Source organism: Paraperibacillus marinus (assembly GCF_046237605.1).
Taxonomy (GTDB): domain Bacteria; phylum Bacillota; class Bacilli; order Bacillales; family DSM-1321; genus Paraperibacillus; species Paraperibacillus marinus.
The window spans coordinates 1821133-1836565 of sequence record NZ_CP143542.1; the positions used below are offsets into that span (position 1 = coordinate 1821133).

12 protein-coding genes are annotated in these 15433 nt (G+C 46.3%); 9 read left to right on the forward strand and 3 right to left on the reverse strand.

Annotated elements, in window-relative coordinates:
- The first annotated feature begins 122 nt into the window (after positions 1-122).
- Genes V1498_RS09255 through V1498_RS09270 form a run of 4 tightly spaced genes read left to right on the forward strand, consistent with a single transcriptional unit; the run spans position 123 to position 4818 of the window.
- Positions 123-887, forward strand: a complete 765-nt coding sequence (locus tag V1498_RS09255) for a 3-hydroxyacyl-CoA dehydrogenase (protein WP_409298462.1) — start codon at positions 123-125, stop codon at positions 885-887.
- An 18-nt stretch (positions 888-905) separates the two neighbouring features.
- The gene (locus V1498_RS09260) at positions 906-2069 is read left to right on the forward strand and encodes an acyl-CoA dehydrogenase family protein (protein ID WP_409298464.1); all 1164 of its coding nucleotides are present in this window, start codon (positions 906-908) and stop codon (positions 2067-2069) included.
- A gap of 14 nt (positions 2070-2083) precedes the next feature.
- Positions 2084-3238, forward strand: a complete 1155-nt coding sequence (locus V1498_RS09265; RefSeq protein WP_409298465.1) for a thiolase family protein — start codon at positions 2084-2086, stop codon at positions 3236-3238.
- A gap of 32 nt (positions 3239-3270) precedes the next feature.
- The gene (locus V1498_RS09270; protein WP_409298467.1) at positions 3271-4818 is read left to right on the forward strand and encodes a fatty acid--CoA ligase; all 1548 of its coding nucleotides are present in this window, start codon (positions 3271-3273) and stop codon (positions 4816-4818) included.
- Between the two features lie 119 nt (positions 4819-4937).
- Here V1498_RS09270 and V1498_RS09275 read toward each other — a convergent pair whose 3' ends face one another.
- On the reverse strand, positions 4938-5885 hold the full coding sequence (locus V1498_RS09275; protein WP_409298468.1) for an MBL fold metallo-hydrolase: 948 nt from the start codon (positions 5883-5885) through the stop codon (positions 4938-4940).
- Positions 5886-6192: 307 nt separating this feature from the next.
- Here V1498_RS09275 and V1498_RS09280 point away from each other — a divergent pair, with 307 nt between their 5' ends.
- From V1498_RS09280 to V1498_RS09295, 4 genes are all read left to right on the forward strand, one after another.
- Positions 6193-6636, forward strand: coding sequence for a hypothetical protein (locus V1498_RS09280; RefSeq protein ID WP_409298469.1), 444 nt, complete (start codon positions 6193-6195; stop codon positions 6634-6636).
- Positions 6637-6694: 58 nt separating this feature from the next.
- The gene (locus V1498_RS09285) at positions 6695-7030 is read left to right on the forward strand and encodes a DUF2680 domain-containing protein (protein ID WP_409298471.1); all 336 of its coding nucleotides are present in this window, start codon (positions 6695-6697) and stop codon (positions 7028-7030) included.
- A gap of 500 nt (positions 7031-7530) precedes the next feature.
- Complete coding sequence (locus V1498_RS09290; protein WP_409298472.1) at positions 7531-9222, forward strand: methyl-accepting chemotaxis protein; 1692 nt, start codon at positions 7531-7533, stop codon at positions 9220-9222.
- A gap of 109 nt (positions 9223-9331) precedes the next feature.
- Positions 9332-10507: a DHH family phosphoesterase gene (locus V1498_RS09295; RefSeq protein WP_409298473.1), complete on the forward strand. Its 1176-nt coding sequence runs from the start codon at positions 9332-9334 to the stop codon at positions 10505-10507.
- An 86-nt stretch (positions 10508-10593) separates the two neighbouring features.
- Here the strand turns inward: V1498_RS09295 and V1498_RS09300 are convergent, their stop codons facing one another.
- Positions 10594-12327 (reverse strand): AAA family ATPase, encoded by a 1734-nt coding sequence (locus V1498_RS09300; RefSeq protein ID WP_409298475.1) that lies wholly within the window; start codon positions 12325-12327, stop codon positions 10594-10596.
- A 187-nt stretch (positions 12328-12514) separates the two neighbouring features.
- Positions 12515-13000: a Dps family protein gene (locus V1498_RS09305; RefSeq protein ID WP_409298476.1), complete on the reverse strand. Its 486-nt coding sequence runs from the start codon at positions 12998-13000 to the stop codon at positions 12515-12517.
- 210 nt (positions 13001-13210) lie between these two features.
- Between V1498_RS09305 and V1498_RS09310 the strand changes: the two genes are divergently transcribed.
- Positions 13211-15349, forward strand: a complete 2139-nt coding sequence (locus V1498_RS09310; protein WP_409298477.1) for an alpha-galactosidase — start codon at positions 13211-13213, stop codon at positions 15347-15349.
- Positions 15350-15433 lie beyond the last annotated feature (84 nt).

Below are 15433 nucleotides of genomic sequence, written 5' to 3' on the forward strand. Positions count from 1 at the left end.
CAAATATAATTTCTCCATAAGAATCCTCAAAAATATTTTCCGCCAGACTTTTTAGCGTTCAATTCTAAGTACTATCACACAACATATAGTCAGAATATTTCGTCAAAACAAGGGAGAGTCACATGAAAGTAGAGGACTGTAAAGCTATCGTCTCGGGAGGAGCTTCAGGTCTCGGGGAAGCTGTTATCAGGTTAATAGCGGCCAAGGGAGGCTCGGCAGCCATTTTGGACAGGGATGCTGCCAAAGGAGAAGCTCTCGCGAAGGAATTGGGCAGGTCTGTGGTTTATTGCCATTGTGATATAAGGGATGAGGGGCAGGTGAAGCATGCACTCGAGAGCGCCCTGGAGCATTTTAAACGAATTGACGCTCTTATAAATTGCGCAGGGATCGTCATCGGACGGAAGGTTATGGGCAGGAGTGGCTTGCATGATCTTGAATCGTTTGAAAGAGTTATAGGGGTAAATCTGATAGGAACTTTCAATTTGGTCCGGCTTGCTGCAGAGAAAATGACAGCCAATGTTAGGAATGGAGACGGGGAGAGGGGAGTCATAATCAATACCGCTTCAATTGCCGGCTTTGAGGGACAGATTGGACAGGCTGCGTATAGTGCCTCCAAAGCAGGTGTGGCAGGGCTGACACTGCCGCTTGCCCGGGAATTCGCAATCCATGGTATCAGGGTGATGACAATAGCCCCGGGGCTGTTTGATACGCCTATGTTTGCGTCCCTTCCGGAAGAAGCAAGGGGAGAGCTTGGCAGCTCAGTTCCCTTCCCTTCCCGTCTTGGAAAGCCGGCAGAATATGCAGGCCTTGTAAAGGCGATCCTTGAAAATCCTATGCTGAATGGGGAGATCATTCGTCTGGATGGAGCAGTCAGGCTGATGCCTTGATGATGGCTCAGGTAATAAATGGAGGGAGTGTTGGGATTGGCTGGTTCATACATAAAGGAAGAACATCAAATCTTTCGAAGGTCACTGGCAAGATTCCTGGACAAAGAAGCTCGGCCCCAATACAGAATCTGGGAGGAAAACCGGCTGATACCAAGGGATTTCTGGAAAAAGCTTGGCAGGCAGGGCTATCTGTGCCCTGATGTTCCTGAGAAATATGGCGGGGCTGGAGGAGATTGGGGCTGCTCCGCCGTTCTTGTCGAGGAACTGGAGCGAATTGGATCCGGCCTTATAGGAGTCAGCCTGCACAATGACATTGCCGTTCCTTATATAACGGCATATGGCACAGAGGAACAGAAAGAGAGATGGCTCCCCGGGTGCATTACAGGCGACATCATTACGGCGCTTGCCATGACGGAGCCAGGAGCCGGGTCAGATTTAGCAGGAATGACAGCATTCGCAAGAAAAGAGGGCGGAAGGTATATCCTGAACGGGCAAAAAACGTTCATCACCAATGGAATCCACGCAGATTTGATTATAGTCGCCTGCAGGACTAATAAGGACGAAAGAAAGCGACATAAAGGAATAAGCCTTCTTGCCGTAGAAAAAGATTTTCCAGGCTTTCGGCGCGGACGGAAGCTGGATAAGATGGGACTACACTCACAGGACACGGCAGAATTATTTTTCGAAGAATGCGAGGTCCCGGCAGAAAATTTAATAGGAACAGAAGGGGAAGGGTTTGCCTGCATGATGGATAAGCTGCAGCAGGAAAGGCTGGTTGTGGCAATTGCAGCCCAGACAGCCGCCGAGGAAATGCTGGGACTGGCTATACGGTATGTGAAGGAACGCCAGGCATTTGGAAAAACCATCAGTTCTTTTCAGCATATACAATTCAAGATTGCTGAAATGGCGGCTGATATAGAAATGGGCAGAACCTTCCTTGATTCGCTGGTTGCAGAACACATAGAAGGGAAGGATATAGCCGCCAGAGTGTCCATGGGAAAATGGAAATTGACCGAATTGGCGAGAAAGACAGCAGCTGAATGCATGCAGCTCCACGGCGGCTATGGCTATATGGAAGAATACGAGATTGCCAGAAGGTACAGGGATATCCCTGCCGCCAGTATTTATGCGGGAACAAATGAAATCATGAAAATGATTGTCGCAAAAAATCTTGGTTTATAGATGGAGGAGAAGAAATGCGAGAAGCAGTGATTGTAGCTGGAGTCCGCACCCCGGTTGGAAGGCGGAACGGCTCTTTGAAGGATATCCGGCCGGATGAATTGCTGGCGCTGACCCTGAAAGAGCTTATGGACAGATCAGGTGTAAATCCGGGAGCAGTAGAAGATGTGATAATAGGCTGTGTATCCCAGATAGGGGAACAGGCAGGTGATATTGCCAGGGCAGCGGCCCTGATGGCAGGGTTCCCGGAAGAAGTACCAGGGACCACGGTCGACCGGCAGTGCGGATCCAGCCAGCAGGCGGTCCATTTTGCAGCCCAGGCAATTCTGAGCGGGGATATGGATATTGTTGCCGCCGGTGGGGTGGAGAGCATGACAAGGATACCGATCGGCTCTAATTATCAGGGAGTGAAGCCGTCCTCGATGTATACAGACCGTTACAGGATTACCCATCAGGGGATATCCGCAGAAAGGATTGCGGACAAATATAATTTTTCCAGGGAAGAATTGGACGTATTTGCTCTAAACAGCCATGAAAAAGCATTGCGGGCGATTGAACAAGGCTACTTTGATAAAGAAATATTTCCTCTGGCGCTGTCTTCTATGGATGGAAAGGAATTCATCGTTCGTGAGGATTCAGGGCCCCGTATGGATAGCTCCATAGAAGGCCTTTCCTCCCTGAAACCGGTTTTTGAAGAAAATGGGGTGATAACGGCAGGGAACTCCTCTCAGATAAGTGATGGTGCAGCGTGCATGCTTATCATGTCCAGAGAGAAAGCGGAAGAACTCGGCATAAAGCCGCGTTTTAAAATTCATACAAGGGTGGTCACAGGCTCAGATCCGGTTCTCATGCTTACAGGCCCTATTCAGGCTACCCAAAAAGCTCTGGAGAAATCAGGTCTCACCCTCAATGATATTGATATATTCGAAGTGAACGAGGCGTTTGCCCCTGTTACCCTTGCATGGCTTGAGGAAACTGGTGCAGATCCGGAGAAGCTGAATCCGAACGGCGGCGCGATTGCCCTGGGACATCCCCTTGGAGCAAGCGGTGCCAGGATCATGGTATCCATGATTCACGAATTAGAACGGATCAAAGGCAGGTATGCACTTCAAACCATGTGTGAAGGACATGGAATGGCTAATGCAACCATCATTGAAAGACTGGATTTTTAGAAATCTAAGGTGATAACAAAGGAGGCCCTGAAATGGGAATGACAGTTGGCCGGATTTTTGAAATGACCGCAGCTAAGTTTCCGAACAAAGAAGCGTATTATGATTCCAGAAAGGATAAACATTTGACTTACAGGGGCTGGCATCAGGAAGTCCATGCACTTGCAAATGCCTTCCTTGCAGCAGGAGTGAAAAAAGGAGACCGTATCTCCACCTGTCTTTATAATACTGAGGAAATGGGAACCTCCTACTTTGCCTGTGCCATGATCGGCGGTGTCTTTAATCCGATCAATTTCCGCCTGACTGCAGAGGAGACGGCTTTTATCCTAGAGGATGCAGAGCCAAAAATCGTTTTATTTGAGGAAGCTACACGGCAGGTGATTGAAGCTGTCCGGATGAGGTTTCCGCATATTTCATTCTGGTTTATCGACCAGGATACCCCCTCATTTGCAAAGAGTTACCAAGCTGAAATGAAGGGAGCAGTCATAAAGGAAATAACAGTGGATGTGGATGAGAATGACCTGTATGCCATCATGTATACGAGCGGCACAACAGGCAGACCGAAGGGGGTCATGCATTCGCACAGGGACGCTGCCGAGCAGAGCCTGCTGTGCATTGCTGCGACAGGCATCACTTCTAAAGACTGCGGTCTAGCGGCGGCGCCTATGTTTCATTGTGCTGAGCTCCATTGTGCCTTCCTGCCCCGTGTCCATGCAGGGGCGAGTCATGTATTTCTGCACCAGTTCGACCCCGGAAGACTGCTGCGGCTGATTGAGTCGGAAAAAGTGTCCATGCTTTTTGCAGCACCCGCCATGTGGAATATGATTCTTCAAGAGGATCTTGAGATTCATTCTGTCCGTTCCCTGCGGCTCGGATTGTACGGAGCAGCACCGATGGCTCCCGCCCTTGTAAGGGCATGCCGTGACAGACTGGGAATAAAGCTTGTCCAAGCCTATGGGATGACTGAAATGGGCCCAGCCATATCGTTCTTGTCAGATGAAGATCAAATAGAAAAATCCGGGTCAGCGGGCCAGGCTGCACTCAATCATGAAATCAGGATTGTAAAGCCGGCAGAGGACGGCCCTTCTAATCCTGAACAAACTCTCCCGCCTTATGAAACCGGAGAAATCATTGTCAGGGGCCCCTGTATGATGAGCGGATATTACAACAGGGAAGAAGCTTCTAGGGAAGCCGTATATAAAGGCTGGTATCATTCAGGAGATTTAGGCTATCTGGATGAAGACGGTTTTTTATATATTAAGGACCGTCTTAATGATATGATCATCAGCGGCGGGGAAAATATCTATCCGAGGGAAGTGGAGGACCTCCTCTACGAGCATCCGGATGTTCTTGAAGCTGCCGTAATCGGGGAGCCGCATGACCTTTGGGGAGAGTCGGTGACCGCCATCATTGTAAAAAAAGATCAAAACTTGACCGCCGAGACCCTTGAGGACTTTTGCAAAAACAGCACCAGACTGGCAAATTATAAACGGCCACGTTCCTATATCTTCTTGAACAGCCTGCCCCGGAATGCCAGCGGGAAAATATTAAAATATCAAATCAGGCAGGAAATCAAAAGGTAATGACGGGTCGGGATAAAGGTTCTTGAACACTTGTGGAAACAAAAAGATGGCAGCTGCTCTATTGCAGCTGCCTGATTTATACTCTTAAAATGAAGCACCGCAGCTAAAAACAGATTGATTCATATTGCAGGTTTTGGTTCTTTACATCCAAGAAGGAATTCGATATTGGAGCGGAATGATTCTTCTCCCTGCCAGTCTTTAAATTCAGCAGGGATGGATGCTCGTTCCAATGGGTCATCCTGGCCTGTTAACCTGGCGGCCAATTCTTTAATCATAACCAGGTAACCCTTCATGTCTGCAATGGCTTGTTCGTCAGCTGCCGGTCCGTGGCCGGGTATCAAAGCGTCGACTTTGTACTTCGCAAGCTTATCAAGGATCCCAGGCCAGAGTTCAGGTTTGCCGTCACGAAGCATAGGGTGCTGGCCCACTGTGACCAGATCGCCGCTAAAGAGGATCCTGTCTTCAGGTATATAGAGAAAAGAGTCGCATATACTATGTCCGCCTCCCAGCGTTTCAAGCACTGCTTTTTTTTCTGTCCCGGTGAAAATCACCCGTTTGTCAAAGGTGATGGCAGGGGGAGTGAATTCAAGCCCGGGAAGGGATCGTTCAATTTCCTTGAGGAAGTCCAGCTGAATCTTCAATTTTTTTGCCTTTTCCGCACTGTTTTCTCCTTTAAGATCGCCTTCCAGTTTTTCTATATGTGACAGCAGCTGCGGAATCTTCGACTTCTGATCTGAAATCCTTTCAGGGTGGACCTCAAGCATTTTATTCCTTGTCGCAATAGAGGAGATGATAACTGCTTTTTTAAAACATTGATTTCCCCTGATATGATCTCCGTGCCAATGGCTGTTAATCACATATTGGACCGGCCCTTTAGTCAGTTCGGCAGCAGCTTCTGCTAATTCTTCTGCTGCACAATGGGAATTAAAGGTATCGAAAATAATTGTTTTATCACCCAAATCGATTATGCCTGCATTTGAAACGGCACCGCCGCCTGTCTTTGCAATGGCTGCATAAATTCCATCCTTGATTCGTTCGATTGTAAAATGTTCTGATTTTTTTACCATATCATCACCTGCTTGTTTAATTGTTTAAAGGCCTTGCCACAGGGAAAAAACTACATGGTGACTGGGAATGGTATGACTCAGGAAAAATATAAGAGTGAAGCTTTCATATAATGAGACCTTTTTCCTGAGGGCGGGCTTTTAAAATGGCTGAAATCGTAAATTGCAGCTATTGGAATATGGGCACTCCTCAGGGTGTCTTTTTCTCTATTTCATCATTTGGATCTGATATAGTTGTTTTCAATATATCCTTCATAATATCCTGCCTGCTTTAACATAATACTTTAGGATTTCCAATAGGAGGTTAAGTATGGAAAGAAACATAGAGAGGCACCTGGTCGCTGCCATCGGGTACAGAGCAGGATTTGCATTCCGGCAGGCACCCCCTGAATTCATGGCATTTCAAGCAGGGGAAGGTGTCCGCACTCCGATTGAAATGGTTAACCATATGAATGCTGTGCTTACAAAAGCGGCGCGCGCTTTTGGAGTTAACTGTGAAGACAGCGGCACCCCGCTGTCGGGAGAAGCAGAAATAAGCCGGTTTTTTGAGCTCCTTGAAGAAATAGACGTGGCGATGGAAACAGGGGCAGAACCCTTAACTATGACCCTTGAACAAATCATGCAGGGGCCGCTTGCAGATGTATTGACCCATATAGGTCAGCTCTATATGCTGAGGAGGCTGTCCGGCTCGCCGGTCTCAAACCCGGGGAGCTTTATTCAGGCAGATATTTCAATAGGCAGAATTCAATACTGAAAATTATATGTATAAAAAGAAAGCATCTGAAAAGAATACTTCCAAAGGAGGTATTTTAATGAAAAAGTTAGCATTCATTTTCATGGCAGCCATCGCATTGCTCCTGTCCCAAAACGCAGCGGCATCAGCCCAGATGGAACAGCCGCAGCCAGAAATTAAACTGACTCAACAGCAAAAGGAAGAGCTCTTGGTCATTCATCGCAATCTCTTAACTGAAAAGAAAAGACTCATTTCCAAATATATTGAATTTGGCGTCATACCGGAAGAAAAGGGAAAAAAGATGCTGAAGAGGATTGAAGAGCATTATACCCTGATCGAAAAGAAGGGGTTCGTTCCCTTTGAAGGTAAAAAAGAATGGAAGCATCATCACAAAGGAATGGAGCATAGCCATTAATTCCTTTAGAATTATTTCATTATATAAAAAAGGCGGCTGCCCTGCTGATCCAGGGCAGCCGCCTTTTCTAATTCCCGAGCTTAGTTGCAATCTAAGAAATAAATTATGTCCATTTCCAGGTGCCGGCAGCATTTTGGCCGTAACAAGGACTGATGACCTGTTTGCTAGTATACCAGCTTCATTTTGGCGGTAAGGGGTATGTGAATCGGTGTCATTTCGGTCGTCAGAGGATTTCCCGGTCAGACTGCCAAGCAACCGGTGTTAATTGAAAAGAACTTTCACCAGTCTGCTTTCGTTATTCTATTATATTGCCATCAAAGTTTATCCGGCTGGTATCCCTGAACTCATGCACCAGCAGGGGATGGCTTGCGGGCAAAAGTTAGTCCTTTGTATCGATCCAGGAATCTTTTTAAGGAAATTTTTAGAAAGATTAAACAATCCGTGACTTTCGTCCGATATATGAACTATACATACATTTAATGCAAAGAGGGATGAATAAAATGAGATTAAAGGTTGGTGCGAAAATCAGGGGCGGTTTTTTTGCAGTCCTCATTTTAATGGCAGGAGCAGGGATATTAGGGCTGGTCCAGATAAGCCAGGTGGACAGGTCTTACTCGACAATCATTGATAAGGATATTACCAATGTGGCGAGAATCAAGGAGTTGAAGTCTGATCTATTTCATCAGTCGGCTGAAGTCAGAAGCTTCCTCTTGACTGGGGAAGAAGCAAATTTGGCAGAATACCACAGGGCTTCTGACAGATTCCAGAAAAATGTGATGCTGATCATGTCACAGACGAAAGATCCAAAGATGAAAGAGCTTGTCAAAGGAATCAATGAAGTACACATCGAATATCAGCAGATCGTTGAAAAGGAAGTAAAGGCAAAAAGAGAGAATAATCAAAATGTCTATATGACAATTGTGAAGACTTCTTCCAAAAACATAGGAGAAAGGTTCAGGGAATCCGTTGATAAAGCGGTCAGTTATGAGATGGCGAATGTAGAAAAAGAAAGTGCGAAGCTGACGCAGAAAACCAAAAATATTATCATTTTAATATCTGTCTTCAGTCTTGCAGCAGCAGCGTTAGCTCTCTTAATCTCCTATTTCGTAAACAGAAGCATAACAAAGCCGATCATTGCGGCTTCTGAAACCATTAAAAAAATTGCCGGAGGAGAGCTTTCGGTAGATGAGATTAAAGTGAAAAACAAAGATGAAATAGGGAGCCTGGTCACTTCGTTAAATCAGATGACCGGAAATATACGTCATATGGTCGGAGAAATCCACCATTCCTCCAGTCAGGTTGCAGCCAGCAGCCAGCAGCTGGCTGCCAGTTCAGAAGAAAGCACAGCGGCGGCCGAGCAGATAGCCGGTAACACACAAAAAGCGGCACAAGGAATGGAGCATCAGCTGGAACAGTTTCAAATGGTATCTTCTTCTGTTGAAAATATGGCGGATGGGCTTCGTGAAATTTTTGAAAGCAGTGAGGAAATGCTCTCTGCAGCCGAAGATGCAGAAGCTGTGACAAAGCAAGGAAGCAATTCCATTGTGAATGTTGTCAAACAGATGAATTTAATCCACCATTCAGTCAGCCAGGCATCCGGAACCATTCAGTCCCTGGATGTGAAATCAGCCGAAATCAGCACCATTGTGGGTCTGATTACAGGTATCGCCGATCAGACGAATCTTCTTGCACTGAATGCCGCCATCGAAGCGGCACGTGCCGGGGAGCAGGGCAGGGGCTTCGCAGTGGTGGCTGACGAAGTCAGGAAGCTTGCTGAAGAATCCAAACGCTCGGCGGATCAGATAACGGTCATGATCAGTCAGATTCAGGAAGAAATCAAAACTGCGGTTCAGACAATGGAGGAAGGGTCCCTCCTTGTAAAGGACGGTCTGGGGGACTCTGCCGAGGCCAATGAAGCATTCACATCAATCGCGGAATCGATTGGAGGAGTCACCTCACGCGTCCAGGCAGTGTCTGCTTCTGTCCAGACATTATCAGAAGCCAGCAGCCAGATAGCTGAAGCGGTGGCTGAGGTAAAGGAAATCAATGAAGTCAGTGCGGCTGCTGCACTCGAAAGCTCTGCAGCGACTGAAGAGCAGCTTGCTGCCATGGAAGAAGTGTCTACCTCGGCAGAAGCGCTCTCCAAACTTGCAGATGATTTGCAGACTTCCATTTCACACTTTAAAATGTAACAAAGGGCCGGAGGCAGGCTGCCTCCGGTTTTTTTATGGGCTAAAGAATAGATTCTGCCCCAGGTTCAAAACATAAGGCAAGTTTTCTTAAACATTCAGGAGGTTAATCATGTATACATTGCTTACACATAATGATTTAGATGGTGTGGGGTGCGGAATACTGGCCAGGCTTGCATTCGGTGACAACGTCGAGGTCCGGTATAATTCCATAGCAAGCTTGAACAGGCAGGTAGAGAAATTTATAGAAACTGGGGATTTTTCTAGAAAGCTGTACATAACAGATTTATCTGTAAGTGAAAAGAATGAGGAAAACATTCAGGCTTTTATTGATGCCGGCGGGCATGCTGAGCTGATTGACCATCACAAGTCTGCAGACCACCTGAACCGCCATTCGTGGGCAAGTGTAAAAGTTGAAGATGACGGAAAGCCTGCTTCAGCAACCTCGCTGTTTTATAATCATCTGACCGCTTCCGGAGCTTTAAGAGGATCCCAGGCTGCGGAGGAATTCGTCGAACTGGTCAGGCTGTATGATACATGGGAATGGGACAGGCTTTCTGTTCAGGATGCTAAGCGCCTGAATGATTTGTTTTTTATGTATCCTATTGAAGAGTTCGCAGAAAATATGCTGAGCCGCCTTGCTGGAACGGCGCCTTTTGAATTTAGTGAATTGGAGAAAAAGCTGCTTGAAATTGAAGAAAATAAGATAGATCGTTATATCCGCAGAAAGAAAAGGGAAGTATACCAGATCTATATCGGCGAGGAGTGTGCGGGCATAGTTCATGCCGAAAATTATCATTCTGAACTTGGGAATGAACTTATGAAGGAATTCAGCCATCTGGATTATATCGCTATTGTAATGGTCGGCGGAAAGAGAATCAGCCTCAGGACCATCCATGATCATGTGGATGTCTCAGAAGTGGCTGGAAGATATCAGGGAGGCGGCCACCAAAAAGCATCCGGATGCAGCCTGACTCCGGAAGGATTTAAATTGTTTGTGGAAAAGCCGTTTGAAATGGAGCCATTAAGGGCGGACGCCCATGACAACCGCTATAATGTCAAAGAGCCCGAGATTTTCTGCCTGTTCAGCAATCAAGATCAGGATACCATCTTAGTGCGCAGGGACAATGGTTCATGGATATTGGAAATGAATAGGGAAACAAAAGGATCCTTCGACACCTTCTCAGAAGCAGAAAAAGTGGTGAAGAGGAAGTACTATGCCTGGCTGGTGCGGGATGATCTATATGTGGACTTCTTGAGGAAGAATTACATGAACCGCCAGAGTTAAAATAGAAGAACCAGAAGCCAAAGGGGCAGCTGGTTCTTTTTTATTCAAACTAAAACCAGCCCGGAAAAATCGGGCTGGCTTTGTTCTTACATGGAAGCTAATTCAACTAAATCCGTTTCATTCACGATCATGTCGACTTCCCAGCCCTCTAATGTTTCTTTCTTGAGAAGAGCATTTACCAGGGCATCAAACTGAAGTCGGTGTGTATCGATGAGCATCTCTGTTTCGGCGAGTGCTTCGTAAAATAATTCTTTCATCTTTTCTTCTTTATCCTCTTTGCTGAAAGAAAGGGTGAATCCTTCCTGCAGGACGCCTAGGTCGACCATTTGCTCGATGATTTTCTTGGCCTGCTGGACATCTCCACCTACGCCTATGCTATGCTCACCCAGGAAGAGGCGTTCAGATACACCGCCTGCAAGGATCATTTTAACCTGATCCATCAGGTCAGATGCAGTAGCCAGATGCATTTCCTTCTGAAGCGGAGCTACATAGCCCAGTGCCTGTCCGCGCGGGATGATGGTAGCTTTGCGGACTGAACCTGGTTTGGTCAATGATGATATCAGCGCATGTCCGGTTTCATGGATGGCCACACGCCTTTTTGTATCAGCATCTTTCAGGTCCCTGGAAGTGGAGCCCAAGATGGTGCGGTCCAATGCGAAATCCAGGTCCGACTTCTGAATGGATTCGCTGCCATTTCTTACAGCCCTTCTGCTGGCCATTTCAAACAGGGAGCTGAGCTCCGCACCTGAAAAGCCCGAGGTGCTTTCCGCAAGGATATCTAATGAAGCTGCGACATCATCGGAAAGTTTTTTGCCTTTAGCATGGATCTCGATGATGTCTCTCCGGCCACTCGTATCAGGAAGCGGGACTTCAAAGGAGAAGTCGATGCGGCCGGGGCGGAGGAACGCTTCATCTAACATATCTTTTCTGTTTGTTGCAGCGATGAACAGAATGCCGTCGTTTTGGTGGCCTCCGTCAAGCTGGACAAGGAGTTCTGTTAACGTTTTTTCGGATTCCTCTCCGCCATGCTGCTTGCGTTTCGCCGCAAGGGCATCCACTTCATCAATGAAGATGACAGCAGGAGACTGCTTCCTGGCGGTCTGGAACAGGCTTCTCACCCGTGATGCGCCGACCCCGACAAACATTTCATTGAAGGAAGCTCCGCTTGCACTATAGAAGCTAGCCCCAATCTCGCGGGCCATAGCCTGTGCAAGAAGAGTTTTTCCCGTTCCGGGAGGGCCGTATAATAAAATCCCCTTGGGCGGCTTTATACCGACTTTGGCTGATTTTTCGGGATCTTTAACAATGGAGAGGGTTTGCAATATTTCTTCCTTCATTTCTTTGGGAAGGCCGCCTACATCGCTAATCGTGATGCTTGGGAGTGCACGTGCTCTTGCAACACTGTTTTTCATAGTATTCGCAGCACCAAGGCCGCCCTTGTTTTTCCTTTGATAGACCACGGCTGCCGCTATGACAGCAATCACAAGTCCGCCAAGGATCCAGCCGGTATATTCACTGCTGCTTGTGTAGGTGTACTGAACATTGAACTTTTCCACTAATTTATCTACCATTTGGCTGTTTGGGGGAACATAAGAAACATAATCCCCTTTTTCAGTCGTCAGGACCAGTTTACCGTTTTGTTGTTCCTCAAGGCTGACAGGAGCGCCTTTTTGAGTCTCTATCATTTCCGTCATCGAGGAGAATGGAATGGCTATCTCCTTTGAAGTCCCTTTAATAATCCAAGACACAGCACCAACAATGATCAATAAAGCTGCCAGCGGCAGAACGAACTTCGACATAAATTTTGGACGTGAATTCAAAGACTCATCTCCTTCTAAAGTATACCTAGATTATAGAAAATTAAGTCTTATTATACAAAGGATAAAACTGGATGAACACCCGGTAATTATTGGTAAATGATTTAAATGGGTTTAAAAGGCCGAATCTTTGAAAACGAATCTTGAAACAAAAAAATAGTGCCCTCCGGGACACTATTTTGACTTCTTATTAATGCTCTAAAAATGTAGACAGCATCCATAAATGTTTCTCCAGCGAGACGGAAATCCCAAGCAGCAGATCGCTCGTACCTTCATCTCCAGCATCCTGCGCAGTCTGCATTCCCGCTGACAGCTCTTTGATCAGCTGCTGAAAATCGTTTGATAAGGCCTGTACCATTTCCTTTGTAGTTTCATTGCCGGAAGCCTCATTAATGCTGGCTACCTCCAAAACCTCTCTAAGGGTAGCGGACGGACGGCCATTTACAGCCAGGAGCCTTTCTGCGAGGACATCTATATTTTCATTTGCCTCATTATACAGCTCCTCGAATTTTTCGTGCAGGGTGAAAAAGTTTTCTCCCCTGACATACCAATGATAATTATGAAGCTTTGTATATAACACAGTCCAGTTGGCTACCTGCTGATTCAATACCTGGCCAATTTCTGATTTCTGTGCGTTCTTCTGTGAAAAGTGTGGTTTGCGTGCAAATTCTGACATGAAAATTCCTCCCTATAATTAGACTCTCAAAAAAAAACATGGATATACCACAATGTTTTTTAGTTATTTTATTTTTCCTCAATTATGGGAGGACTAAACATTTTCTTAATTCCTCGTAGAGATGTTCTTATGAAAAGCAGGCTCCAAGTGTGCATGCCGACATAAATTCACCATATATATAAAGATAATCATGGCAAGGCGGTGCTTAAATTGGGAATCAGGATCCGGAATGATCAGGCTGTCATCTCACTTGATGGAGAACAGACCAGTTACATAATAGGTATCGATGAGCAGTATGGGGTGCTTCACTTATATTGGGGAAGATATATAAGGAATCTGGAGGATTTTGAACTGGCACCCCTAAAAGGGCTGTCCACATTTGAAGGCAGGGATGATCTGCTGCCTGAAGAGTTTTCTGGCTGGGGCGGCTTAAGGTATAAGGAACCCTCCTTGAAAGTCAGTTTCGCAGATGGAACAAGGGATGTGCGCCTTTTCGTGCAGGGTCTGGAAGCTGATGGTGATATCCTTACGATTACTTTTAGGGACGCCAGGTTCAGCCTCGAAGCAGTTGTTAAATACCAGACATTCAAGGAACAGGATATGATTAAAAGATCGGTAGCCATTTATAACAAAGAAGATTCCAGCCTCATGATAGAACAGCTGTTCAGCGGAGAATGGAATTTTAAAGAAGGGAATTTCCGTCTTACTAATGTATCTGGTAAATGGGCCGCGGAGAATGCGGTTTTCCGGAAAGAGATTCCGCCGGGAAAGATGGTCCTTGAAGGCCGGAAGGGCATCACCGGGCATAATCACAGCCCTTATTTCATGTTAGACAGACAGGCATCCCCGGATACGGGAGACGTTTTTTTTGGAGCACTTGCATACAGCGGCAACTTCAAAATCGAGATAGAGAAGCTGCCTTTTGGCAGCACCAGGGTCCTTGCAGGCATGAATGATTTTGATTCAAGGATTGAACTAGCTTCCGGGGCAAGCTTCGAATCACCAGAAGTTTACTTTGGATTTACACAGAAGGGACACAATGGGGCGTCCCAGGCCCTGCATTCATTTGCCAGAAACTTCCTCATTCCGCAATCCCACCGGAGTACATTGAGGCCGGTCTTATACAATAGCTGGGAGGCAGTCCGATTTGAGGTGGCGGCTGAAAACCAGGCACTTCTTGCCGAAAGGGCGGCGGAAATCGGTGTCGAACTTTTTGTAGTAGATGACGGCTGGTTCAAGAATCGGAATTCTTCGGCCGCCGGTTTGGGAGACTGGTATCCGGATGAAAAGAAATTTCCTAAGGGCCTTGCACCGCTCATTGATAAGGTGACAAATCTAGGAATGAAATTTGGGATATGGATCGAACCGGAAATGGTGAATAGGGACAGCTATCTATACCGTATGCATCCAGATTGGGTCTATCGCTTTGAAACCAGGGAAGGGACTCTTTCCCGTAATCAGCTTGTACTGGATTTGACAAAGGAGGAAGTTAGGAATTATCTGCTTTATGCTCTGGATCATCTTCTGACAAAATATGATATTTCGTTCGTAAAGTGGGATATGAACAGGCCGATTTCCGAACCGGGTGCATTGAATCTCCCGGAAGAACGCCGTCAGGAAATCTGGTTCCTGCACAATAAATATGTTTTTGAACTGATCCGTGAGCTCAGAAAAAGGCATCCAGATGTTTTATGGGAAGGCTGTGCATCTGGAGGGGGCCGGGTAAACTTTGAAGCTATACAATATTTCGATCAGTTCTGGCCGAGCGACAACACCGACGCGCTGGAACGCCTTACGATACAGAGTGGATTCAGTTACGCATATCCTGTGAAAACCATGTCCTGCTGGGTTACCGACAGTCCGAATTCATATACAAAACGAGTCATACCCATCCAGTTCAGATGTCATGCTGCGATGCTGGGAGCATTTGCGATAGGTTCGAACTTAACCGGGATGAGCGGAAGCGATCTTTTGATTTTAAAAAAATCTGTCTCTGAATATAAACGGATCAGGAGCATTGTCCAGGAAGGTGAACTTCACCGGATGGAAACTGAAGAAAAAAACTTCCTTGGCTTTCAGTACATGAAGGAAAACAGGGCGGTCATTTTTGTATTCAAGCATGGAGGGGGAGCAAGGGATCCTTTTATACGCTTGAAATTCAAAGCCCTCGAACCGGCTAGAAACTATTGCGTCGCTTTAGAAGGAAAAATTTTATTCATAAAATCTGGCGATTATTTATTGTATGAAGGAATTAAACTGTCCCTGAATAAAGAATATGACAGCAGGATGTTTGAGATATTCCCAAAAATGGGATATCTATATAGAGGAGAAAAGAAAAATCGTTTTTAACCTGATTGACTTATGACTCGAAGGTCGAAAGTCTCGCAGCCGGAACAGGAGCCTCGTACCTGAAGCGTAAGTCCACTTGCTTAA